The sequence below is a fragment of the Trinickia acidisoli genome (assembly GCF_017315725.1).
Classification (GTDB): Bacteria; Pseudomonadota; Gammaproteobacteria; order Burkholderiales; family Burkholderiaceae; genus Trinickia; species Trinickia acidisoli.
In genome coordinates this window covers 635850-657996 of the sequence record NZ_JAFLRG010000001.1, presented here as the reverse complement: position 1 = coordinate 657996, position 22147 = coordinate 635850, and the positions used below count along the sequence as shown (strand labels likewise).

General features: G+C 63.9%; 21 protein-coding genes, 1 tRNA gene and 2 pseudogenes. 11 read left to right on the top strand and 13 right to left on the bottom strand.

Going from position 1 to position 22147, the window contains the following annotated elements:
• Nucleotides 1-19 precede the first annotated feature (19 nt).
• The 5 genes and pseudogenes from J3485_RS29495 to J3485_RS03055 form a co-directional block, all read left to right on the top strand.
• A pseudogene (locus tag J3485_RS29495) lies at nucleotides 20-88 on the top strand (MJ0042-type zinc finger domain-containing protein); the annotation flags it as partial.
• Nucleotides 89-370: 282 nt separating this feature from the next.
• Entirely contained in the window at nucleotides 371-1639 is a 1269-nt protein-coding gene (locus J3485_RS03070; RefSeq protein WP_242538463.1) for a DUF3426 domain-containing protein, read from the top strand.
• Nucleotides 1640-1722: 83 nt separating this feature from the next.
• Nucleotides 1723-2223 (top strand): thiol peroxidase, encoded by a 501-nt coding sequence (tpx, locus tag J3485_RS03065; protein WP_206951110.1) that lies wholly within the window; start codon nucleotides 1723-1725, stop codon nucleotides 2221-2223.
• A gap of 94 nt (nucleotides 2224-2317) precedes the next feature.
• Nucleotides 2318-3256, top strand: coding sequence for a carbohydrate kinase family protein (locus tag J3485_RS03060; protein WP_206951109.1), 939 nt, complete (start codon nucleotides 2318-2320; stop codon nucleotides 3254-3256).
• Between the two features lie 22 nt (nucleotides 3257-3278).
• Nucleotides 3279-3755, top strand: coding sequence for an outer membrane lipoprotein (locus J3485_RS03055; RefSeq protein WP_206951108.1), 477 nt, complete (start codon nucleotides 3279-3281; stop codon nucleotides 3753-3755).
• Nucleotides 3756-3911: 156 nt separating this feature from the next.
• Here the strand turns inward: J3485_RS03055 and J3485_RS03050 are convergent, their stop codons facing one another.
• The 7 genes and pseudogenes from J3485_RS03050 to J3485_RS03025 all read right to left on the bottom strand — a co-directional run bounded on the left by J3485_RS03050 (nucleotide 3912) and on the right by J3485_RS03025 (nucleotide 11860).
• Nucleotides 3912-4517 carry a histone H1-like DNA-binding protein gene (locus J3485_RS03050; RefSeq protein ID WP_206955611.1) on the bottom strand — a complete coding sequence of 202 codons (606 nt, stop codon included), beginning with the start codon at nucleotides 4515-4517 and terminating at the stop codon, nucleotides 3912-3914.
• A gap of 37 nt (nucleotides 4518-4554) precedes the next feature.
• Nucleotides 4555-4875 (bottom strand): annotated as a pseudogene (locus J3485_RS28780) (hypothetical protein); the annotation flags it as partial.
• Nucleotides 4876-4964: 89 nt separating this feature from the next.
• Entirely contained in the window at nucleotides 4965-6200 is a 1236-nt protein-coding gene (locus J3485_RS03045; RefSeq protein WP_206951107.1) for a ribonucleotide-diphosphate reductase subunit beta, read from the bottom strand.
• Nucleotides 6201-6588: 388 nt separating this feature from the next.
• Nucleotides 6589-9588, bottom strand: a complete 3000-nt coding sequence (locus J3485_RS03040; protein ID WP_206951106.1) for a ribonucleoside-diphosphate reductase subunit alpha — start codon at nucleotides 9586-9588, stop codon at nucleotides 6589-6591.
• Nucleotides 9589-10068: 480 nt separating this feature from the next.
• Complete coding sequence (ampD, locus tag J3485_RS03035) at nucleotides 10069-10656, bottom strand: 1,6-anhydro-N-acetylmuramyl-L-alanine amidase AmpD (protein ID WP_206951105.1); 588 nt, start codon at nucleotides 10654-10656, stop codon at nucleotides 10069-10071.
• Complete coding sequence (locus tag J3485_RS03030; RefSeq protein WP_206951104.1) at nucleotides 10653-10958, bottom strand: PP0621 family protein; 306 nt, start codon at nucleotides 10956-10958, stop codon at nucleotides 10653-10655. The genes ampD and J3485_RS03030 overlap by 4 nt, the downstream gene beginning before the upstream one ends.
• Before the next feature lie 5 nt (nucleotides 10959-10963).
• On the bottom strand, nucleotides 10964-11860 hold the full coding sequence (locus tag J3485_RS03025; RefSeq protein ID WP_206951103.1) for a cytochrome C assembly family protein: 897 nt from the start codon (nucleotides 11858-11860) through the stop codon (nucleotides 10964-10966).
• An 84-nt stretch (nucleotides 11861-11944) separates the two neighbouring features.
• Here J3485_RS03025 and ffh point away from each other — a divergent pair, with 84 nt between their 5' ends.
• Entirely contained in the window at nucleotides 11945-13312 is a 1368-nt protein-coding gene (gene ffh, locus J3485_RS03020) for a signal recognition particle protein (RefSeq protein WP_206951102.1), read from the top strand.
• A gap of 76 nt (nucleotides 13313-13388) precedes the next feature.
• The gene (locus tag J3485_RS03015; protein WP_206951101.1) at nucleotides 13389-13940 is read left to right on the top strand and encodes a hypoxanthine-guanine phosphoribosyltransferase; all 552 of its coding nucleotides are present in this window, start codon (nucleotides 13389-13391) and stop codon (nucleotides 13938-13940) included.
• A 160-nt stretch (nucleotides 13941-14100) separates the two neighbouring features.
• Here J3485_RS03015 and J3485_RS03010 read toward each other — a convergent pair whose 3' ends face one another.
• On the bottom strand, nucleotides 14101-15852 hold the full coding sequence (locus J3485_RS03010; protein WP_206951100.1) for a proline--tRNA ligase: 1752 nt from the start codon (nucleotides 15850-15852) through the stop codon (nucleotides 14101-14103).
• A gap of 252 nt (nucleotides 15853-16104) precedes the next feature.
• Between J3485_RS03010 and J3485_RS03005 the strand changes: the two genes are divergently transcribed.
• Together J3485_RS03005 and J3485_RS03000 are read left to right on the top strand one after the other, a co-directional pair.
• Nucleotides 16105-16743, top strand: a complete 639-nt coding sequence (locus J3485_RS03005; RefSeq protein WP_206951099.1) for an RNA pyrophosphohydrolase — start codon at nucleotides 16105-16107, stop codon at nucleotides 16741-16743.
• A gap of 142 nt (nucleotides 16744-16885) precedes the next feature.
• Entirely contained in the window at nucleotides 16886-17440 is a 555-nt protein-coding gene (locus J3485_RS03000; protein ID WP_206951098.1) for a CNP1-like family protein, read from the top strand.
• Nucleotides 17441-17584: 144 nt separating this feature from the next.
• On the opposite strand, the gene proB is transcribed toward J3485_RS03000, so the two are convergent.
• The 5 genes from proB to J3485_RS02975 form a co-directional block, all read right to left on the bottom strand.
• Nucleotides 17585-18703 carry a glutamate 5-kinase gene (gene proB, locus J3485_RS02995; protein ID WP_206951097.1) on the bottom strand — a complete coding sequence of 373 codons (1119 nt, stop codon included), beginning with the start codon at nucleotides 18701-18703 and terminating at the stop codon, nucleotides 17585-17587.
• 101 nt (nucleotides 18704-18804) lie between these two features.
• Nucleotides 18805-19911 carry an Obg family GTPase CgtA gene (cgtA, locus tag J3485_RS02990; protein WP_206951096.1) on the bottom strand — a complete coding sequence of 369 codons (1107 nt, stop codon included), beginning with the start codon at nucleotides 19909-19911 and terminating at the stop codon, nucleotides 18805-18807.
• A gap of 148 nt (nucleotides 19912-20059) precedes the next feature.
• Complete coding sequence (gene rpmA / locus J3485_RS02985) at nucleotides 20060-20323, bottom strand: 50S ribosomal protein L27 (RefSeq protein WP_206951095.1); 264 nt, start codon at nucleotides 20321-20323, stop codon at nucleotides 20060-20062.
• Between the two features lie 24 nt (nucleotides 20324-20347).
• Nucleotides 20348-20659, bottom strand: coding sequence for a 50S ribosomal protein L21 (rplU, locus tag J3485_RS02980; RefSeq protein WP_206951094.1), 312 nt, complete (start codon nucleotides 20657-20659; stop codon nucleotides 20348-20350).
• A 170-nt stretch (nucleotides 20660-20829) separates the two neighbouring features.
• Nucleotides 20830-21018 (bottom strand): hypothetical protein, encoded by a 189-nt coding sequence (locus tag J3485_RS02975; protein WP_206955876.1) that lies wholly within the window; start codon nucleotides 21016-21018, stop codon nucleotides 20830-20832.
• Between J3485_RS02975 and J3485_RS02970 the strand changes: the two genes are divergently transcribed.
• Together J3485_RS02970 and J3485_RS02965 are read left to right on the top strand one after the other, a co-directional pair.
• Entirely contained in the window at nucleotides 20954-21946 is a 993-nt protein-coding gene (locus J3485_RS02970; RefSeq protein WP_206951093.1) for a polyprenyl synthetase family protein, read from the top strand. The two genes, J3485_RS02975 and J3485_RS02970, sit on opposite strands and share 65 nt — an antisense overlap.
• 41 nt (nucleotides 21947-21987) lie before the next feature.
• A tRNA-Pro gene (locus tag J3485_RS02965) sits at nucleotides 21988-22064 on the top strand.
• Nucleotides 22065-22147: the final 83 nt, after the last annotated feature.

Genomic DNA, 22147 nt, shown 5'->3' with positions numbered 1-22147 from the left:
GCCGGTTTTCCCGCCCACCATGGTTCTAGCCACCCGCTGCCCCCACTGCGAAACGGTTTTCCGCGTGCAGGAAGCACTGCTCGCAAGCTCCGGTGGGTTCGCACGCTGCGGACACTGTCATCAGGTCTTCGACGCTCGCCAAAACCTGCTCGATCCGCACGCGGGCGAGCATCGAGTTCCCGGCGAGCCTGCTTTCGAGCCGCCGCCGTCCGCCGCTCAGCACGAACCCACGCACGACGAGCGTCAAGCGCCAACGCACGAAGCCGAAGCTGAAACGCAAGCCCGAGCCGAAGGTGTCGGGACGCAAGTCGAAGCGCTCCCTGAAGCCGAGCCTGCTCATCGTGAGCCGATGCCGGACCCCGAATCGTCCTTGACTGCGCAAACCGCAGCCGAGGCCACACCACTGCCCGAGCATCCGTTGCCCGACGAGCATCCGTTGCCCGACGAGCATGCATCGCCCGACGAGCAAGCATCGCTGCCCGAGCATGTGCCGCTGCCCGAAGAAAGCGAGGCGGTGCCCAGCGAAGCAGCCGAGGCCGAACCCAAACTCGCCTCGCTGCTCGAGCCGGAACCGGTAGCGAAAACGCCGCAGCCGCAGGCCGAGCCCCTGCCCGATCCAGCGCCGCCGCCCGATGAGCCGCCCGAACGCCAGCCGCAAGAATCGCGCGCCGGCGAACCGACCGTTGCCTCTGAGCCCGAAGCACCGCATAGGGAGCACAACGCGTCCGAGCCGATCGAACCGACGCAAGACGACGCCGCCAACCCCGCCGCGACACCGAAGTGGGCGCCGCGTGATCTGCATTGGGACGACGACGAGCCGCACTTCAACGGACGCACACCGTCCGAGGCCGACGACGAGCCGCGATTCGGAACTGCGCCGAGCGCGCGCCTAGCAAGCGAAGCGAAGGCCGAGTTCGTGCCGCCCCCTCTCGCGGGCGATGCCGACGAACACGAGCGCGAACCGCATCTCGCACCGCAACTGCGCGCGAGCTTGCAAGCACAAGCCGAGGCTTCGTCCGAGCCGTATTTCGGCGCCCCCGACGACGAACCGGGCATCCAAGCGGCCGCGGTGCCGCCGATCTTCGCCGAACCGCCTGCGTCCAGCGAGCACGAACGCCATTTCGCCGTCACGCGCGAGACCCGCAAGCGGGCGCCGAGCCACGTGCTCGGGTACATCGTCGGCGGCATCGTCGCCATCGCGCTGCTCGTCGTGCTGATCGCACAGCTAGCGTGGTGGCGCCGCGAAGCCGTCATGGTCTATTGGCCCGACTCGCAACCCTTGTTCGCGCGCGTTTGCACGCAACTCGGCTGCCAGATCTCGCCGCCGCGGGACATCGACGGGCTGCAGGTCGAAGCGTCGGACCTGCGTCAAGTCGACGGCCCGCACCGCCTCGAGTTGCGCGTGCCGCTGCGCAACCGCTACGGCATCGCGCTCGCCTATCCCGCGATCGAACTGACCCTGTTCGACGACAAGAACAACGTCGCGATCCGCCGCATCTTGTGGCCGCAAGATTACGCGCCGCCGGGCACGGCGATCGCCGCGGGCCTGCCGGCGCATACGACGCAAACGATGATCGTACGCCTGGACAGCGGCAACGCGATCGCCACGAACTTCCGCGTCCAGATCTTTTATCCGTAGCGCACTCCGGGCACGACCGCATGAGCGGCGCGTGCCCACTCTTTCGCACTCGCGACAACCTGAAACGAACATCCGGAGCTAACATGAGTCAAGTCACGCTGGGCGGTAACCCGATCGAAGTCGGCGGCGCGTTTCCGTCCGTCGGCCAGAAGGCCCCTGAATTCTCGCTCGTCGGCAAGGATCTGAAGCCGGTGGCGCTCGCCGATTTCGCCGGCAAGCGCAAAGTGCTGAACATCGTCCCGAGCCTCGACACGCCGACGTGCGCAACGTCGACGCGCAAGTTCAACGAAGCGGCCGCCAAACTGCAAAACACGGCCGTCATCGTCGTCTCCGGCGATCTGCCGTTCGCCGCGACGCGCTTTTGCACGACCGAAGGCATCGAAAACGTCGTGACGGCCTCGACGTTCCGCGGCCACGAGTTCGCGCAAGCGTACGGCGTCGACGTGACGTCGGGCCCGCTCACGGGGCTGACGGCACGTGCCGTCGTGGTCATCGACGAAAACGACAAGGTCGTGCACGCCGAGCTCGTGGGCGAAATCAAGAACGAGCCGAACTACGAAGCAGCCCTGAGCGCGCTGAAGTAAGCCGCGCCCCGTCACCGACGCAGCACGCCGCGCTACCCGCGCGGCGTTTTCGTATGGCGTCCTCCCCAACACGACACGCATAGGAATTCTTGCCTTGGCTACGCTGATTTGCGGCTCGCTCGCTTACGACAACATCATGACCTTCCAAGGGCGCTTTCGCGAGCACATCCTGCCGGATCAGGTCCATATTCTGAACGTGAGCTTCCTCGTTCCGACGATGCGCCGCGAGTTCGGCGGCTGCGCCGGCAACATCGCCTACTCGCTGAACCTGCTCGGCGGCGACGCGCGCATCATGGCGACGCTCGGCGAGGTCGACGCTCAACTCTATCTCGATCGCTTCGAGAACCTGGGGCTCTCGACCGAGCACGTACGCGTCGTGCCAGGCGCCTACACGGCGCAGGCGATGATCACGACCGATCTCGACAACAATCAGATCGCCGCCTTCCATCCGGGCGCGATGATGCAGTCGCACCTGAATCAGGCCGATCGAGCGAGCGGCATCACGCTCGCGATCGTCGCGCCCGACGGCTACGAAGGCATGGTGCAGCACACGGAGAAGCTCGCCGCCGCCGGCGTGCCGTTCGTCTTCGATCCGGGCCAGGGTTTGCCGCTGTTCTCGGGCGAGGCGCTAAAGCGCGCCATTGAACTCGCCACTTACGTGGCAGTCAACGATTACGAGGCGAATCTCGTCAGTAATAAGACGCTCTGGTCGCTCGATGAAATCGCGCAACGCGTGAAAGCCTTGATCGTGACGCGAGGCGAGCATGGCGCGCAGATCCATCACGACGGCCAGTGCGAAGACATTCCTGCCGTGACCGCCTCGCAGGTCGTCGATCCCACCGGGTGCGGCGACGCGTTTCGCGGCGGATTGCTCCACGGCATCGAACACGGCCTCGATTGGGCCACGACGGGCCGCTTGGCAAGCCTCATGGGCTCGCTCAAGATCGAGCAACCCGGCCCGCAAACCTACGCGCCGACGCCCGAGGAAATCGACCAACGGTTCGCGCAGGCCTTCGGCTATAGCCTGCGGTAATACTCTTGTGGAGCAACAGACAATGAAAATATCGGCACGTGTGATGCTGGCCATGCTGATCGCCGGTTCGCTGACGATGACGGGATGCGCGTACAACAGCAGCTCCCCCGATGTCTATACGGCGGGCCAAGCGCAGCGCGAAGAAACGGTCCGCTTGGGCACCGTCGAAAGCGTGCGCGCTGTGACCATCTCGACGAACGGCGGACAACCGAGCGGGCTCGGCGCGATCGGCGGCGGTGCGCTTGGAGCCGTCGCTGGCAGCGCGATCGGCGGCGGCAAAGGTTCGATCGCGACGGCCATCATCGGTGGCATCGCGGGCGCCGTGGCCGGCAACGCAATCGAAAACGGCGTGGCGAACCGCCCCGGCGTCGAGATCACCGTACGGCTCGATAACGGCGACCTACGCGCAATCACCCAAGCGGCAACGGGCGAAGTCTTCCAAGCGGGCGATCGCGTGCGACTGCTGTCGAGCGCCGGCGTCACGCGGGTCACGCACTAAATCCCTCACTGAGTCGCTCGCGTCCACACGGCGTTCGACTCGGCGCGCTTCGAAGGACACATAAAAAACCCCGTCGCCGGCGAACCGGTGACGGGGTTTTTTTGTCGACTCGACAACGAGCGAGACGCGATGCGTCGCGCTCGTTACACCATCCTATTAAGGACGGCTGCCGGTCGGGAACGGCCAAGCAGCAGCCGGGTTCAGCGCGGTCTTCACCGTCGAGGCAGGCGCGGTCGATGCAGCGGCAGGCGCGGCAGGGGCAACGGGCGCAGCAGGCGCCTTCTTCGCGGCAGCCTTCTTCGCAGGAGCGGCCTTCTTTGCAGGCGCAGCAGCCTTCTTGGCGGCAGCCTTCTTCGCAGGCGCAGCCTTCTTGGCGGCGGACTTCTTCGCAGGCGCAGCCTTCTTGGCCGGTGCAGCTTTCTTCGCTGCAGCCTTCTTCGCCGGCGCTGCCTTCTTGGCCGGTGCAGCCTTCTTCGCCGCAACCTTCTTCACGGCGACCTTCTTCGCTGCAACCTTCTTCGCCGGCGCTGCCTTCTTGGCCGGTGCGGCCTTCTTCGCCACAACCTTCTTCACGGCGGCCTTCTTGGCCGGTGCAGCCTTCTTCGCCGCAACCTTCTTCACGGCGACCTTCTTCGCTGCAACCTTCTTCGCCGGCGCTGCCTTCTTGACCGCGACCTTCTTCACTGCGGCCTTCTTCGCCGGAGCGGCCTTCTTGGCCGGAGCTGCTTTCTTAGCGGCGGGTTTCTTCTTGGCTGTTACCATTATTTTCTCCTTCAGGTTTGAGAATGAGTAAGTCCGAACTACACCCTTCTTCAAACCCGCTTCCCGCTGCGCGCCGGTAGTAACGGCGCGCGCTGCGAAGCGGGCTATTCATCGGCGTACGCAAAAACCTAGCGCTTACGCTAATGAATGCGGTAAGGCGTGCCGTACCGGAAGGCACAGCACGCCGAATCGAGTTGGCAGGCGAGCACCATGCGCTCGCGCAGCCCGATATTCGCTCGTGACAAGCGGGCGGCACAGCCGCCGGCTTTTTCAGGGGGTAGTTCGCCCATCCCACCGAAGGGTTCGCAAAGTGCCTGTCATGTTTGTGGGCGGTCGCACCGCCGGGCACGCTTTGCATTAGGCGTTCTTGCTCCTTACCTTATCCGCCGCCGCCTTTCCGCGGCGGCGCCCCATCATCATTCAATTCATCTCATCGGTAAGCACGCGTCATTCCCACGACAGCGCACCACCGGTTTGGTATTCAATGACTCGCGTCTCGAAGAAGTTGCGTTCCTTCTTCAGGTCGATCATCTCGCTCATCCACGGGAACGGGTTCTCCTCGTTCGGGTACAGCGGATCGAGACCGATCTGCTGGCACCTGCGGTTGCAGATGAAGCGCAGATAGCTCTTGAACATCGACGCGTTGAGTCCCAGCACGCCGCGCGGCATCGTGTCCTCGGCGTAGCGGTATTCGAGCTCGACCGCGTGCTTGAACAGCTCGCGAATCTCGTCACGGAATTCGCGCGTCCACAAGTGCGGGTTCTCGAGCTTGATCTGGTTGATGAGGTCGATGCCGAAGTTGCAGTGCATCGACTCGTCGCGCAGGATGTATTGGTACTGCTCCGCCGCGCCCGTCATCTTGTTCTGGCGGCCAAGCGCGAGAATTTGCGTAAACCCGACGTAGAAGAACAAGCCTTCCATGACGCACGCGAACACGATCAGCGACTTGAGCAACTTCTGATCGGCTTCGAGCGTGCCGGTCTTGAATGCCGGATCGGTCAGCGGATGGATGAACGGAATCAGGAACTCGTCCTTATCGCGGATCGAGGCGACCTCGTGATAGGCGTTGAAGATCTCGCCTTCGTCGAGGCCCAGCGATTCGACGATGTATTGGTAGGCGTGCGTGTGAATCGCCTCTTCGAATGCCTGGCGCAGCAGGAACTGGCGGCACTCGGGCGCCGTGATGTGCCGGTAGGTGCCGAGCACGATGTTGTTCGCGGCGAGCGAGTCGGCCGTCACGAAGAAGCCGAGGTTGCGTTTGACGATGCGGCGCTCGTCTTCGGTCAGCCCGTTCGGGTCCTTCCAAAGCGCGATGTCGCGCGACATGTTGATTTCCTGCGGCATCCAGTGATTCGCGCAGCCGGCGAGGTACTTCTCCCATGCCCACTTGTACTTGAACGGCACGAGTTGGTTGACGTCGGTGCGGCCGTTGATGATCCGCTTGTCGGCGACGTTCACGCGCGCTTCGGATACGGCCGCGCTCTGAGCGGCAGATTGATCAGCGCCCGCGTACGGAGCGACGGCGACGTCGTCCGCGAAGATGTTTTGCGCCAACGGAGCTTGCGTCGCGAGGCGCGTCGCCGCTTGCGTTTCGACGGCCTGCCCCGCGGGGTTGCGCAACGCGTTGCGTTGCGACCCGCTCGAGGGAGTTACGGCAGTCGTCTCGTCATCCCAGTTGAGCATAAATTCTCACCATCAATTTAGATCGGTTTGTACCATCTTTTCACGAGCGATAAAAGGGTTCGCTCGTGAAAATCCTTGTTTTTCGATTCGCGCTGCAACCTCGATACAACACTTTGTTCGTTACGTCGCACACGCGAGATCGTCGATGACGCTCGAAGAGTCGTCTCGATGCGTTTGTCTTCTCGTCGAAGAGGACTCGCGTCGAGCATCGATCGGCGACGCTTCATGTCCTGCATGTCCCTCGCATCTCGCCGCTCGTTGGATGCCTTCGATGCGCAGCGAAGCGCGTTGCGCTTCATCGTGGGCGCGCGTTTGTCGTTCTGTCGTTCACGCGCCTTTGTTCTGTCGACGCCGGCGCGCGACGCGCGCCGGCGTTCGCGACGAGGCCTTACTGGCAAGCCTCGCATTCGTCGAAGCCCGGATCGCCCGGACGCAACATGCAGGCGGGACCATCGGGCTGCGGGGCCTCTGCAACCGCGGGCGCCGCGTTCAATCCGCCCATCGACGAACCCATGCCACCGCCGATCGCACCGCCCGTCGCACCGAAACCGCCTGCCGCACCGCCGCCGCTCGCGCCGCCATCATCCGAGCGTACCGCGTTGAGCGCGCCGTGCGCGACCGTCGACTTCTCGACGTGCGTGGCCGCCATCGTGCGCAGGTAGTACGTCGTCTTCAGGCCGCGCACCCAAGCGAGCTTGTAGACCTCATCGAGCTTCTTGCCCGATGCGCCCCCCATGTAGATGTTCAGCGATTGCGCTTGGTCGATCCACTTCTGGCGACGCGAAGCCGCTTCGACGAGCCACTTCGGATCGACTTCGAACGCGGTGGCGTAGATCGCGCGCAGATCGGCCGGCACGCGGTCGATGCGCGAGAGCGTGCCGTCGAAGTACTTGAGATCGGCAACCATCACCTCGTCCCACAGGCCGCGCGCCTTCAGATCGCGCACGAGATAGTCGTTCACCACCGTGAATTCGCCCGACAGATTCGATTTCACGTATAGGTTCTGGAACGTCGGCTCGATGCAAGCCGAGACGCCGATGATGTTCGAGATCGTGGCCGTCGGCGCGATCGCGACGCAGTTCGAGTTGCGCATGCCGTGGCTGGCGATGCGCGAGCGCAGCGTCGCCCAATCCATCGTCTCGGACGTATCGACCTCGACGTAGCCCCCGCGCGCCTGCGCCAGAAGATTCAGCGTGTCCTGCGGAAGGATCCCGCGATCCCACAGCGAGCCGCGATAGCTCGAATACCGGCCACGCTCCTCGGCCAGCTCCGTCGACGCGTAGTAGGCGTAGTAGCACACCGCTTCCATCGACCGATCGGCGAACTCGACCGCGTCATCCGACGCATAGGGCACGCGCAGCAGGTGCAGGCAGTCCTGGAAGCCCATGATGCCCATACCGACCGGGCGGTGCTTCAGGTTCGAGTTGCGCGCCTTCGCCACGGCGTAGTAGTTGATGTCGATGACGTTGTCGAGCATGCGCATCGCCACGCTGATCGTGCGCTTGAGCTTGTCGTGATCGAGCGCGTAGCTGCCGTCGGCTTGCTTCACGAGGTGTGCGACGAGGTTCACCGAACCCAGGTTGCAGACGGCGATTTCGTTGTCGCTCGTGTTCAGCGTGATCTCGGTGCACAGGTTCGACGAGTGCACGACGCCCACGTGTTGCTGCGGCGAGCGCACGTTGCACGGATCCTTGAACGTGATCCAGGGGTGGCCCGTCTCGAACAGCATGCCGAGCATCTTGCGCCAGAGCTGGGCGGCAGGGATCTTCTTGAACAGCTTGATCTCGCCGCGCGCCACCTTCTCTTCATACGCCGTGTAAGCCTTCTCGAAGTCGGCGCCGAACTTGTCGTGCAGATCCGCGCAGGTCGAGGGCGAGAACAGCGTCCAATCGCCGCCTTCCATCACGCGCTTCATGAACAGATCGGGGATCCAGTTCGCCGTGTTCATGTCGTGCGTGCGGCGACGGTCGTCGCCGGTGTTCTTGCGCAGCTCGAGGAATTCCTCGATGTCGAGGTGCCACGTCTCGAGGTACGCGCAGACGGCGCCCTTGCGCTTGCCGCCCTGGTTGACGGCCACGGCCGTGTCGTTGACGACCTTCAGGAACGGCACGACACCCTGCGACTTGCCGTTCGTGCCCTTGATGTGCGAGCCGAGGGCGCGCACGCGCGTCCAGTCGTTGCCGAGACCACCGGCGAACTTCGAGAGCAGCGCGTTTTCCTTCAGCGCTTCGTAGATGCCGTCCAGATCGTCCGCCACCGTCGTCAGATAGCACGACGATAGCTGCGAACGGCGGGTGCCCGAATTGAAGAGCGTCGGCGTCGAGCTCATGAAGTCGAATGTCGAAAGGACGTTGTAGAACTCGATCGCCCGCGCTTCGCGGTCGATCTCGTTCAAAGCGAGACCCATGGCGACACGCATAAAAAATGCCTGCGGCATTTCGATGCGCGCGCCCTCGACGTGCAGGAAGTAGCGGTCGTACAGCGTTTGCAGGCCCAGGTAGCCGAATTGCAGATCGCGACTCGCCTCGAGCGCCGCGCCGAGGCGCTTCAGATCGTACTGCAGCAGCTTTTCATCGAGCAGTTCCGCCTCGATACCGCGCTTGATGAATTGCGGGAAGTACTCGGCGTAGCGCTCGCCCATCTCGCCTTGCATCACTTCCTCGCCGAGGATCTCGCGGCGGATCGTGTGCAGCAAGAGGCGGGCCGTCACTTGGCTATAGGCCGGATCCTTTTCGATCATCGTGCGCGCAGCCAGGATCGCCGAGTCGTAGACCTGGCTCATCGGCACGCCGTCGTAGAGATTCTTGACCGTCTCGGCGACGATCGGCTCGGCGTTCACCGCATCGCCGAGGTTATCGCAAGCCGATTCGATCAACGCACGCAGCGCCTGAAGGTCGAGCGCACGCGTGACGCCGTTGTCGACGACGTTCAGGCCCGAGGACGACCCGGCGGCCTCTTCCTGCTCGTGGCCGCGCTCTTGATTACGCTTTTCGCGATAGAGGACGTAGGCGCGCGCGACGTTGTGCTCGCCGCCTCGCATCAGTGCGAGTTCGACCTGGTCTTGAATATCTTCGATATGGAACGTGCCGCCGTTCGGGCGGCTGCGCACGAGCGCCCGCACGACGCTTTGCGTCAGTTGCTCGACGAGCTCGCGCACGCGTGCGGACGCCGCGCCTTGGCCGCCGTTGACGGCCAGGAACGCCTTCGTGACGGCGATCGCGATTTTGGACGGCTCGAACGACACGACGCTGCCATTGCGGCGGATCACTTTGTAGTCCGCGAAGGTCGCCTGCGGCGCGAGCGGCTGCGCGTAGGCGCCCTGCCCGCTGACGGCGCGCCCGGCCGGAGCGCCCTCGTGCTGGCTCGTCATGTTGTCGGTCGTTTGCATGTGCAAAGCTCCTGATCTTGGATGTGCGGTCAAACCGCGGATTGGAACAACCGCCGCGCCACCCCGAGCGCGAACGATGAGGGGCGGGAGAGAAAACGAAACGAGCGGGCTGCGCGGCAGCGCGAGTCGAAAAAGACGATCGCGTTCGTCATTGTTTTGGCCACGCTTGCATGTCCCGTTTTTCCCCCGAAGGTCGAACGCCGAGCATCGCCCGGCGTTCGACCCGCATGATTTGCACGCCGCATTCTGCGGTTCCGGCGCCCTCTCGACGGCTGGGCACCCCCGGCGTGTCGACACAACATCTAGTGCAATTGCGTCGTATTGCTACCAAGTATAGTAGCGCAGTCAGCCAATTCAAAAGGGTTTATTTGGGGCCGAACGCTTGACTTTTGATTAACCGAGCCGGGACAAGGACTTACCCGAAACGCAAGCGGCACGCGGGTTTGCGTGGGCTTGTGCGAATGCCGCGCGCGACGGCGGCTAGGCTCCCCGGTAGGGGAAATACCGATCGGCGAGCGTCGTGTCGCGCTGCAAACGCGCCCAATCGAAGTGAGGGCCGGGATCGGTCTTGCGGCCCGGGGCGATGTCCGCGTGCCCGGCCAGCGCCTCGATCGGATAGCGCGCGGCGAGCGCCGCGACGAGCGGTGCGAGCGTCGCATACTGAGCCGCCTCGAACGCCCTTGCGTCGGTGCCTTCGAGTTCGACGCCGATCGAGAAGTCGTTGCAACGTTCGCGCCCGAAGAAGTTCGACACGCCGGCATGCCACGCGCGCGCTTCGCACGAAACGAATTGCTCGAGCGCGCCGTCGCGGCGGATCAGGAAATGCGACGACACGCGCAGGCCGCGCAAATGCGCATCGAAATAAGGATGCGTGTCGCAATCGAGGCGATTGAGAAAAAGATCGGCGATCGCACTGCCGCCGAATTCGCCGGGCGGCAGGCTGATGTTGTGAATGACGATGAGCGTCGGCACCGCGCCGCCGGGGCGTGCCTCGAAATTCGGCGACGGCAGCGCGCACGCGCCGCGTACCCAGCCGTCGTCGCCGACGGCGAACGGCGTCGCGCTCATCGGCCCTCGCGGCCGCCCGCGCGCGCCGCGTAACGCTGCGCGTGTTCGGCGCTGCAGAAGTACTGCGCCCCGGCGCGAATCGAATCGCTCTTCGGTGCGTGCACGCCGCAGACGGCGCAGCACACCATCGGTTCGGCAAGTTGCCGCGGCGCGCGCTCCTGCCCCGTGCCGCCGGCCGCCCCGCGGGGCGTACCGGGACGCGCCCCGCCGCGCAGAGCGCCTTCGGTCTGAGCGGCCCGCATCGTCCTGACCAGCCAACGGGCGGCAAGCACGAATACGACGAGAAGAAGAATCTGGCGCATGACGATCAAACCACGGGACGGTGCAGCAGCACCTCGAAGACGAAGCGGCTGCCCACGTACGCGAGCAACAGGGCGACAAACGACGCGAGCACCCAGCGCAGCGCGGCACGCCCGCGCCAGCCCGACACCTGGCGCCCCGTGAGCAGCGCGCCGAACATCAGCCAGGACAGCACCGCGAACACCGTCTTGTGATCGAACGTCAGCGGGCGGCCCAGCAACTGCTCGCTGAACAGCACGCCGGAAATGAGCGTGAGCGTCAGCAGCACGAAACCGGCGCCGATCAGCCTGAACAGCAGCTTCTCGAGCGTCAGCAGCGGCGGCAGCGTGTCGAGCCAACTGGCGAACCAGCCGCCGTTGCCCTCGAGCGCGCTGCGCCACGTGTGCAAGCGGCGCTCCGCGAACAACATCAAGACGGCATGCAACGCGGCGATCGCAAACAGCCCATAGGCAACGTTCGCGATGATGAAATGCATCTTGAACAACGGCGCGGCCGCGTACAACAAGACATGCACGCCGCCGAACGCGAGCGGCATCAGCGATGCGATGCACGCGAGCGGCAGCACGAGCAGCCCGAGGCTCTCGAGCGGAAAGAAGAAGCTTTCGATCCAATAGATGCAGGCGCCGAGCCAGAACATGGCCGACAGCGCGAACGCGAAGCCGAAAATCATCGCGTCGTGCGGAAAGATCGTGATATGCAGCAGCAGCCCATGCGCGGCCAAGGCCACGAACAGAAGCGCTCGTGCGACGCGCGTCGAGCCCGAGGGCGGCACGCTCGCCGGCGCGGGCATAGGCGGCACGCTCGAGAGCATCGACGGCGCGCTCGCCAAGCGGTGCGCGCGCCAGCCGGCTACAGCGAGACCGCCGTACAGAAGCGCGGTGAGGGCATACAGTACAATATCCATGTTCCAAGTTTACACTAGGCCGCCGCACCCGCCCCGCTCGCGCGATGGGCGAGCAGCCGCCGCTGTGCTTCCCTACGGCTCCCCATGCTCGACACACTCACCACCCGGATGGCGCGCGTCGTCAAGACGCTGCGCGGCGAAGCCCGCCTCACCGAATCCAACACGCAGGAAATGCTGCGCGAAGTACGGCTCGCGCTGCTCGAGGCCGACGTGGCGCTGCCCGTCGTGCGCGATTTCGTCGCCAAGGTCAAGGAAAAGGCGCTCGGCGAAGAAGTGCTGTCGAGCTTGTCGCCTGGGCAGGCGCTCGTCGCCGTCGTGCAACGCGAGCTCACGGCCGTCATCGGCGGCGACTACGAAGGCCGTGCCGCCGAACTGAACCTCGCCGTCACGCCGCCCGCCGTCATCCTCATGGCCGGCCTGCAGGGTGCCGGTAAGACGACCACCTCGGGCAAGCTCGCGAAGCTGTTGCGCGAGAAGCACAAGAAAAAGGTGTTGACCGTCTCGTGCGACGTCTACCGCCCGGCCGCCATCGCGCAGTTGAAGACGGTGACGGAACAAGTGGGCGCCGATTTCTTCCCGTCCGAACCGAATCAGAAGCCCGTCGATATCGCGCTCGCCGCGCTCGACTGGGCCAAACGTCACTACCACGACGTGCTCATCGTCGACACGGCCGGCCGTCTCGGTATCGACGAGGCGATGATGCAGGAGATCACCGCGCTGCACACGGCCGTGAACCCGGTGGAAACGCTGTTCGTCGTCGATGCGATGCTCGGTCAGGACGCCGTCAACACCGCCAAGGCCTTCAACGACGCACTGCCGCTGACGGGCGTCGTCCTCACCAAGCTCGACGGCGACTCGCGCGGCGGTGCGGCGCTGTCGGTGCGCCACGTAACGGGCAAGCCGATCAAGTTCGCCGGCGTGGCCGAGAAGCTCGACGGGCTCGAGGTGTTCTACCCCGAGCGGATGGCAAACCGGATTCTCGGCATGGGCGACATCCTCGCTCTCGTCGAGGAAGCCCAGCGCAACGTCGACGTCAAAGCCGCGCAGAAGCTCGCCGACAAAGTCAAAAAGGGCGGCGACTTCGACCTCAACGACTTCCGCGCGCAGCTCTCGCAGATGAAGAGCATGGGCGGCTTGTCCACGTTGATGGACAAACTGCCCGCGCAGTTCCAGCAGGCCGCGGCCGGTGCCAACATGGGTCAAGCCGAAAAACAGATGCGCCGCATGGAGGGCATCATCAACTCGATGACGCCGGCCGAGCGCGCCAAGCCCGAGCTGATCAAAGCGACGCGCAAGCGCCGCATCGCGGCGGGAGCAGGCGTTCAAGTGCAGGAGGTGAACCGAATGCTCAATCAGTACGAGCAGATGCGAACGATGATGAAGAAGCTCAAGGGCGGCAACCTGCAGAAGATGATGCGCGGCATGAAGGGTATGCTCCCGGGCATGCGCTGAGCGCGCGGGTTTATGCCGTGGCGCGCACCGGCGCGCCGCTCCACACTATATATACAGTCATCGCTCGCAGAACGCCATGAATCGCGAAGAAGCTCTCCATATCTTTCGCCACTCCGAGGAAATCGTCTCGGCCGCCGAAGTGAACGCCTCGATCGAACGGATGGCGAAGGCCATTCGCGCGCAAATCGGCGAGGACTTTCCGCTGCTGCTGTCGGTAATGGGCGGCGCGGCCGTTTTCACCGGCATGCTGTTGCCCCATCTCGATTTCCCGCTCGAGTTCGACTACATCCACCTGACGCGCTACCGCAACACGACGCAAGGCAGCGCCGACATGCAATGGCGGGTGGCGCCGGCCGAATCGGTGAAGGACCGCGTCGTGCTCGTGCTCGATGACATCCTCGACGAGGGCGAGACGATGGCTGCGATTCGCGACCGCATTCTCGCGATGGGTGCGAAGCGGTTCCTGAGCGCGGTGCTCTGTGAAAAGCAGATCCCGAAAGCCAAGCCGCTGCATCCCGATTTCTGCGGGTTCGACGTGCCCGACCGCTATGTATTCGGCTGCGGCATGGATGCGAAGGGCTACTGGCGCAATCTGCCGGCAATCCGCGCGCTGACCGAAGGCGCGTGACGTAGCGCACATGAGCGCCGGCTAGGGCGAACCGCCTGCCGACGCCGACGCATCGAAGGCGTTACCGGAAACCGCGCCGCGCCAATGACCGGTAGGCCGGCACGGATCTGCCATCGATGAGCCGCCCACGCGATGGCGGGCGGCGGCTCAAACAGCGCCCTCAGCCCGCGTGGCTCGGATGAGCGAACGCTGCGCGGATCTTCTCCGTCGCAAACGCAGCGGCCTGCTCGATCGGCAGCAGCGTCGGTTCCGTATCGCGGCGCCCCTGATACTCGACCTTTCCTTCCTTGAGCCCGCGCTCGCCGACGACGAGGCGGTGCGGCACACCGATCAGTTCCCAATCCGCGAACATGACGCCCGGCCGCTCACCGCGATCGTCGAGGATCACGTCGATGCCGGCCTCGGACAGTTGCGCATAGAGCTTGTCCGTTTCGGCACGCACGCTCTCGCTGCGGTCATAGCCCATCGGGCACAGCACGACCTCGAACGGCGCGATGGCCTCGGGCCAAATGATGCCGCGCTCGTCGAAGTTCTGTTCGATGGCCGCGCCGAGGATACGCGTGATGCCGATGCCATAGCAGCCCATGATCATCGGCTGCGGCTTGCCGTTTTCGTCGAGGAACGTCGCGCCCATGGCCTCGGAATACTTCGTGCCGAGTTGGAACACGTGACCGACCTCGATGCCGCGGCAAATTTCGATCGTCCCCTTGCCGTCGGGCGAAGGATCGCCGGGGCGCACGTTGCGAATGTCGGCCACTTCCGGCTCGGGCAGGTCGCGGCCCCAATTGGCGCCCGTCGTGTGGTAATCGACTTCGTTCGAGCCGACGACGAAATCGCTCATGTTTGCCACGGTGCGATCGGCCACCACCTTCACAGGCTTCTTCGTGCCGATCGGCCCGAGGTAGCCCGGCGGCGTGCCGAACCATTCGACGATCTCGGCCTCGGTGGCAAAGCGAAAGCCCGCGAGACCAGGCAGCTTGCCGACCTTGACCTCGTTCAAATCGTGATCGCCGCGCAGCATCAAGAGCCAAATCGTCGGCTCGGCGCCTTCGTTATCGGTGGCAAGGATGATCGACTTGATCGTGCGCTCGAGCGGGATGTTCAGCAACTCGGCGACGGCTTCGCACTTGGCTTTGCCCGGCGTGGCCGTCTTTTGCATCGTCTCGCGCGGTGCGGCGCGCTCGGCATAGAGCGGCAGCGCCTCGGCGGCTTCGACGTTGGCCGCGAAATCCGACGCCGGACAGTAGGCGATGTCGTCCTCGCCCGTTGCCGCGATCACGTGAAACTCCTGCGAACGATTGCCGCCGATCGCGCCACTGTCGGCGTTGACGGCGCGAAACTCGAGCCCGACGCGCGTGAAGATGCGCACGTACGCATCGAACATCTTGCGATACGACTCTTGCAACCCGGCTTGGTCTTTATCGAACGAGTAGGCGTCCTTCATCGTGAACTCGCGGCCCCGCATCACGCCGAAACGCGGACGGATCTCGTCGCGGAACTTCGTTTGGATCTGATAGAAGTTCACGGGCATTTGCCGATAGCTCTTGATCTGGTTGCGCGCGATGTCGGTCACGACTTCCTCGTGCGTCGGCCCGATCACGAAATCGCTCTGCTTGCGATCCTTGAAACGCAACAGCTCGGGGCCGTATTGCTCCCAACGCCCCGATTCCTGCCAAAGCTCGGCGGGCTGCACCGCCGGCATCAAGAGCTCGAGCGCGCCGGCGCGGTTCATTTCCTCGCGCACGATCGCCTCGACCTTGCGAATCGAGCGCAGGCCGACGGGCAAGTAGCTGTAGATGCCGCCGGCCGCGCGCCGGATCATGCCTGCGCGCAACATCAACTTATGGCTGACGACTTCCGCGTCCGCCGGAGCTTCCTTCAGAGTGCCGATAAAGAAACGGGAGGCTTTCATTCAACGATTTTCCAAAAGCGACAGCCCGCAGCGAGCCGCCAAAAGAAGGGAACGAGTGATCTTGGGACATCAGAGAACCGCTGCGCGCACCATCGAAGCCTAACGCGAAGCGGCATGATTCGTCAGACAAGTCATCGGCGGCACCGGGGCACGATTGATGCAGCGCACGGAACCCCTATGGTGCATGCCGATGCCAAAGGCTCGTTATCTGTTTATAATCAAAGCAATTTTAAAGGATTCGAAGGTGGTTGTATGCTTGATCGCGAAGGCTTTCGCCCGAACGTCGGCATCATCCTCTTGAACGCGCATAACGAGGTGTTTTGGGGCAAGCGGCTACGTGAACATTCCTGGCAGTTTCCGCAAGGGGGCATCAAGTACGGTGAAACCCCTTTGCAAGCGATGTATCGGGAGTTGCACGAAGAAACCGGCCTGCACCCGCAGCACGTCAAGATCATCGGTCGCACGCGCGACTGGTTGCGTTACGAGGTGCCCGACAAGTTCATCAAGCGCGAAGTACGCGGCCACTACCGCGGCCAGAAACAAATCTGGTTCTTGCTTCGGATGGTCGGCCGCGACTGCGACATCTGTTTGCGCGCCACCGATCACCCGGAATTCGATGCTTGGCGCTGGAACGAGTATTGGGTGCCGCTCGACGCGGTCATCGAGTTCAAGCGGGATGTCTATCAATTGGCGCTGACCGAGCTGTCGCGTTTCCTGCGCCGGGTTGCGCCGCGCATGGACAAGCCGCACGGGCCGCATCACGGTGGGCGGTATCCGCGCCTGTCGCCGTCGGCGCAAGCGTCGATGCCCGACGAAGCTGCGCCGCAAGTGCCGAACGGCAGCGCCGACACGTCGGCTTACTCCGTGCCGAGTTTCATCCTGCCCGACTGATCGGCCGTATCATCGCCGCGGCGAACGCTGCGTGTGCATGGGGGTGCCCCGTGCACACGCGCGCCGCTCGCTCGATCACATGCGCGGACGCTATCATTCGGGTCTTTCGAGTCTTTGTGCCCGCTCATCCGAGGTATCCATATTGAAAGCGATCGTTCTCGCGCTGGCCTGCGTGGCCGGCACCGCCGTTCTGGCCGGCTGCTCGCATACGCCGACCAAACCCAAAGACGACAGCACGTTCCATTACCTGCTCGATAACACGACCGTCTGGACTGAAAACAAGGTTGAGACGCTGCCGTCGCTACCGAGCGAGCGCGATCTGATTGCGTTCGACGTGTCGCAGAACACGCCGCTGCATTTCGCGGTCGACGCGAAGTCGGTGAGCGTGGGGTCCGACGGCGTCGTGCGCTACACGGTCGTGATCACGAGCCCGAGCGGTGCGCACAACGTCAATTACGAAGGCATTCGCTGCGATACCTACGAGTGGCGGCTCTATGCGGGCCTGAACGCCGATCACGACGGCTGGGACCGCACCGTGTCGAACGATTGGGCGCGCATCGAAAACGGCGACCTCAACGCGTACCACGCATCGCTCTATCAGGACTACTTCTGCGCCAACAAGATGCCGGCGGGAACGACCAAAACAATCGTCAACGACATGCGCCTGCACCGCACGGCAACGTCACATATGGAGTAATGCGGCGCTCCGTGGCGCCTGCGGCATCCGGCTGGCGGCAAACGTCCGGCGCTAAAGAACAAAGGCCCGCATCCGACGATGTGGGCCTTCTTCCCTTCTTCCCTTCTTCCCTTCTTCGTATGACAGCGCAGCGTCTTCGCCGCGTTAGAGAACGACTAGATTGTCGCGATGAATCAACTCGGGTTCGAGCATGTAGCCGAGGATCGATTCGATGTCGGCGCTCGCATGACGCTGGATCCGCTTCGTCTCGGCGCTGCTGTAATTCGTGAGCCCGCGCGCCACCTCGCGCCCGGCCGTGCTCACGCAAGCAATGACTTCTCCGCGCGCGAACACGCCCTGCACGTCGACCACCCCGATCGGCAGTAGGCTCTTGCCGCCGGCCGTCAGCTTTTCCACCGCGCCGTCGTCGATCACGACGTGCCCACGCACCTGCAGGTGATCGGCCATCCATTGCTTGCGTGCCGCAAGGCGTGCCGTGCGCGCGACGAGCTGCGTGCCGATCGCCTCGCCCGCCGCCAGCCGCGTCAGCACGTCGGGCTCGCCACCGCTTGCGATCACGGTGTTCGCCCCGCTGCCGGCCGCACGCTTCGCGGCGAGAATTTTCGTCAGCATGCCGCCGCGGCCGATCGCAGAACCTGCGCCACCGGCCATCGCTTCCAATTCGGGCGCGCCCGCGTCGGCTTCGCGCACGAGTTGCGCCGCAGGGTCCTTGCGCGGATCGGCCGTAAATAGGCCCGGCTGATCGGTGAGGATCACGAGCGCATCGCCTTCGATCAAATTCGCGACTAGCGCGCCCAGCGTGTCGTTGTCGCCGAACTTGATCTCGTCGGTCACGACCGTGTCGTTTTCGTTGATGATCGGCACGACGCCCAAGCGCAGCAACGTCAGCAGCGTCGAGCGCGCGTTCAAATAGCGCTCGCGGTCGGCCAAGTCGGCATGCGTGAGAAGAATTTGGGCGGTGCGAATCCCATACTCGGCGAAGCGGCTCTCGTAAACTTGGGCGAGACCCATTTGCCCAACGGCGGCCGCGGCCTGCAATTCATCGATTTCGCGTGGACGCTTCGTCCATCCCAGACGCTGCATGCCCTCCGCGATCGCCCCCGAACTGACGAGCACGACCTCCTTGCCGCGCTCGCGCAACTGCGCGATCTGCGCCGCCCAGCGGCCGATCGCCGCCTGGTCGAGCCCGCGCCCTTCGTTCGTCACGAGGCTAGATCCCACCTTGACAACCAAGCGCTTCGAATCCGCGATGACAGAGCGCATCGTGCGACAGTCTCCATGAATGATCGGTGAGCCCGCCGTTGGACGGCGGCGAGCGGTGGGCGCGGCCCTCGCCGGCGCCCCATGCGCGAATCAGGCGCGAATCAGGCCCGCGGTGGAGTCGAATCGCCAGCCGGCGGCCCGTCGCGAAAACGGACGTCCGCCGCGAGATCCTCTGCCTGCTCGGCACGGTGGGCATCGGAATGCTCGGACAGGTAATCGTAGACGGCGTAGCAAAGATTCTCGCAGCCCAGCCCAGTCAGCGCCGAGATCTGAAACACCGGCCCCGCCCATTCGGACCGCTCGACGAAGTCGGCCACGCGCGCTTCACGTTCGTCCTCGGCAATCATGTCGAGCTTGTTCAGCACGACCCAACGCGGCTTTTGGTAGAGCGCTTCGTCGTACTTGCGCAGCTCGGCTACGATCGCCTTTGCTTCGGCAACGGGATCGACGCTCTCGTCGAACGGTGCGAGATCGACGAGATGCAGCAGCAGCCCGGTACGCTGCAAGTGACGCAAAAACTGGTGACCGAGCCCCGCGCCTTCAGCCGCGCCTTCGATCAGGCCCGGAATGTCGGCGATGACGAAGCTCTTGCTCGGCCCCACGCGCACGACGCCTAGATTCGGCGCGAGCGTCGTAAACGGGTAGTCCGCAATCTTCGGCTTCGCGTTCGATACCGAGGAGATGAACGTCGATTTACCCGCATTCGGCATCCCGAGCAGACCGACGTCGGCCAGCACTTTCAGTTCGAGGCGCAGCATACGGCGCTCGCCGGGCTTGCCCTCGGTCTTCTGACGCGGCGCGCGGTTCGTGCTCGACTTGAAGTGCAGATTGCCGAGGCCGCCCGCCCCGCCCTGGCCGATGAGAACGGTCTGCTCGTGCTCGGTCAGATCCGCGATGATCTCGCCCGTGTCGAGATCGTTGATGACCGTGCCGACGGGCATGCGCAGGAAAACGTCGTCGCCGCCCTTGCCGTAGCAATCGGAGCCGCGGCCGTTTTCGCCGTTGCGCGCCTGGTGCTTCTTCGCGTACCGGTAATCGATGAGCGTGTTGATGTTGCGGTCGGCGACTGCGTAGACGCTGCCACCTCGGCCGCCGTCGCCGCCATCGGGGCCACCGAACGGAACGAACTTTTCGCGGCGCATCGACGCGCTGCCGTCGCCGCCATCGCCGGCGATCACCTCGATCCGCGCTTCGTCAATGAACTTCATTTCTCGCTCCGTCCCGGGTTTTCCCGATATTTTGCCGCTTGCCGCGCGCCTTCACCATGTTGGCGCACGAAATCTGCGCACAGAAGAAAAAAGGCCCCGCCAACCACGCGGGGCCTTCTTGCTGTGTCGCTCCCGTGTCTGATCGAATTCAGACCGCGGCCGGGAGAACGGTGACCGTATGCTTCTTGTCGGCGCCTTTCGTCGTGAACTTGACGTGGCCGTCGACCAATGCGAACAGCGTGTGGTCCTTACCCATCCCGACGTTGCTGCCCGGATGCATGCGCGTGCCGCGTTGGCGCACGATGATGCCGCCGGCGTTGATCGCTTGGCCGCCGTACACCTTGACGCCGAGGCGCTTCGACTCGGAGTCGCGGCCGTTGCGGGAAGACCCGCCTGCTTTTTTGTGTGCCATCTGATAGCTCCTTAACCGGTGCGCTTACGCGTTGATCGCGTCGATGCGCAGTTCGGTGTAGTTCTGGCGGTGACCTGCGTGCTTCTGGTAGTGCTTCCGGCGACGCATCTTGAAGATCGTCACTTTGTCATGCCGCCCTTGCGATACGACGGTAGCCTTGACGGAAGCCCCACTCACCAGCGGCGTACCGAACTTAATCGATTCGCCTTCGCCTACCGCGAGAACCTGGTCGAGCGTGATTTCAGCGTCAATGTCTGCCGGTATCTGTTCTACTTTCAATTTTTCGCCGACAGCAACCTTATACTGCTTGCCGCCGGTTTTTATGACCGCGTACATTGAGAACCTCACTCTGTGTGCGCCACTTGCGTGGACGCTTTTTTCAAACCTGCTTTTCCAAACCTACCGCTGCTTCCTTCCTACTCCCTTCCTACATCCTTCCCTTCCCCGCACCGTACCGTACCGCCGTGCGCGAAAACGCGTGATTATACATGGAGTTAGCGGCGCGGTCAAAGCGCATTGCCGACGACCAAGCGCCCGACACCCGCGCGCGGCGCGACATCGAGCCGCCGCCAGCCCCCTCGGGAAGCCGCATACCCCTTATAATCCGCGGCATCACCCAATTTTTTGATCATGTCGTCGACCGCCACCACCTCCCCCAGCGCCGCCAACCTGCTCGCCCCGATTTCAGAGGACATGGAGCAGGTCAATCGTGTCATTCGGCAACGTTTGGCTTCCGAGGTGATGCTCATCAATCAGATCTCGGAATACATCATCGGCGCCGGCGGCAAGCGGCTGCGCCCCGCGCTGCTGCTGCTCGTCGCGCGCGCGCTCGGCGATACCACGGGCCACCGGTACGAGCTCGCGGCAATCGTCGAGTTCATCCACACGGCCACGCTGCTGCATGACGACGTCGTCGACGAATCGGATCTGCGGCGCGGCCGGCAAACGGCGAACGCGCTGTTCGGCAACGCCGCGAGCGTGCTCGTCGGCGATTTCCTTTACTCGCGCTCGTTCCAGATGATGGTCGGCATCGGCAAGATGCGCGTCATGGAGATTCTGGCCGAAGCGACGAACATCATCTCCGAAGGCGAAGTCCTGCAACTGCTCAATATGCACGATGCGGACGTCGACGAAGCGCGCTACATGCAGGTGATCCGCTACAAGACGGCGAAGCTGTTCGAGGCGGCCGCGCAGCTCGGCGCGGTGATCTCGGGTGCCGACGCGCCCACGGAAGCGGCCGCCGCCGAGTTCGGCCGTCGCATCGGCACGGCATTCCAGATCATGGACGACTGGCTCGACTACACGGGCACGGCCGAATCGATGGGCAAGAACGCCGGCGACGATCTGCGCGAAGGCAAGCCGACGCTGCCGCTGATCTATTTGATCGAGCGCGGCACGCCAGAGCAATCGGCGCTCGCGCGTGAGGTGATCGAGCACGGCGGCACCGATCGCTTCGACACGATTTTCGAGGCGATCACGCGCTCGGGCGCACTCGATCACACGCTCGAGTGCGCAAAGCGCGAGGCGCGAGCGGCCGCCGCGGCGATTTCTTCGTTCCCGGATTCCATTTACAAAGAAAGCCTGCTAGAATTATGCTCTTACTCGACGGCGCGTCAGTCTTGAACGAGACTGATCGGTCGGAAGAGTCCAAGCAGTGTCAAATTCGGGGTGTAGCTTAGCCTGGTAGAGCGCTACGTTCGGGACGTAGAGGCCGGAGGTTCGAATCCTCTCACCCCGACCAGAATTTAAAAGCCTCGGAGTGGAAACGCTCCGAGGCTTTTTGTATTCCGCCATTCAACGCGAGCGATGATAACGGCGAGCCTC

Excerpts from the sequence above, each read along its gene's own strand:
- rpmA (WP_206951095.1), bottom strand. The coding sequence starts at position 20,323 with ATGGCACACAAAAAAGCAGGCGGGTCTTCCCGCAACGGCCGCGACTCC.
- J3485_RS03045 (WP_206951107.1), bottom strand. The coding sequence starts at position 6,200 with ATGCTCAACTGGGATGACGAGACGACTGCCGTAACTCCCTCGAGCGGG.
- J3485_RS02975 (WP_206955876.1), bottom strand. The coding sequence starts at position 21,018 with ATGTCCTCTGAAATCGGGGCGAGCAGGTTGGCGGCGCTGGGGGAGGTG.
- J3485_RS03005 (WP_206951099.1), top strand. The coding sequence starts at position 16,105 with ATGCTTGATCGCGAAGGCTTTCGCCCGAACGTCGGCATCATCCTCTTG.
- J3485_RS02970 (WP_206951093.1), top strand. The coding sequence starts at position 20,954 with ATGTCGTCGACCGCCACCACCTCCCCCAGCGCCGCCAACCTGCTCGCC.
- J3485_RS03015 (WP_206951101.1), top strand. The coding sequence starts at position 13,389 with ATGAATCGCGAAGAAGCTCTCCATATCTTTCGCCACTCCGAGGAAATC.
- J3485_RS03040 (WP_206951106.1), bottom strand. The coding sequence starts at position 9,588 with ATGCAAACGACCGACAACATGACGAGCCAGCACGAGGGCGCTCCGGCC.
- tpx (WP_206951110.1), top strand. The coding sequence starts at position 1,723 with ATGAGTCAAGTCACGCTGGGCGGTAACCCGATCGAAGTCGGCGGCGCG.
- J3485_RS03010 (WP_206951100.1), bottom strand. The coding sequence starts at position 15,852 with ATGAAAGCCTCCCGTTTCTTTATCGGCACTCTGAAGGAAGCTCCGGCG.
- ffh (WP_206951102.1), top strand. The coding sequence starts at position 11,945 with ATGCTCGACACACTCACCACCCGGATGGCGCGCGTCGTCAAGACGCTG.
- J3485_RS03025 (WP_206951103.1), bottom strand. The coding sequence starts at position 11,860 with ATGGATATTGTACTGTATGCCCTCACCGCGCTTCTGTACGGCGGTCTC.
- J3485_RS03055 (WP_206951108.1), top strand. The coding sequence starts at position 3,279 with ATGAAAATATCGGCACGTGTGATGCTGGCCATGCTGATCGCCGGTTCG.
- cgtA (WP_206951096.1), bottom strand. The coding sequence starts at position 19,911 with ATGAAGTTCATTGACGAAGCGCGGATCGAGGTGATCGCCGGCGATGGC.
- J3485_RS03030 (WP_206951104.1), bottom strand. The coding sequence starts at position 10,958 with ATGCGCCAGATTCTTCTTCTCGTCGTATTCGTGCTTGCCGCCCGTTGG.
- proB (WP_206951097.1), bottom strand. The coding sequence starts at position 18,703 with ATGCGCTCTGTCATCGCGGATTCGAAGCGCTTGGTTGTCAAGGTGGGA.
- rplU (WP_206951094.1), bottom strand. The coding sequence starts at position 20,659 with ATGTACGCGGTCATAAAAACCGGCGGCAAGCAGTATAAGGTTGCTGTC.
- ampD (WP_206951105.1), bottom strand. The coding sequence starts at position 10,656 with ATGAGCGCGACGCCGTTCGCCGTCGGCGACGACGGCTGGGTACGCGGC.
- J3485_RS03050 (WP_206955611.1), bottom strand. The coding sequence starts at position 4,517 with ATGGTAACAGCCAAGAAGAAACCCGCCGCTAAGAAAGCAGCTCCGGCC.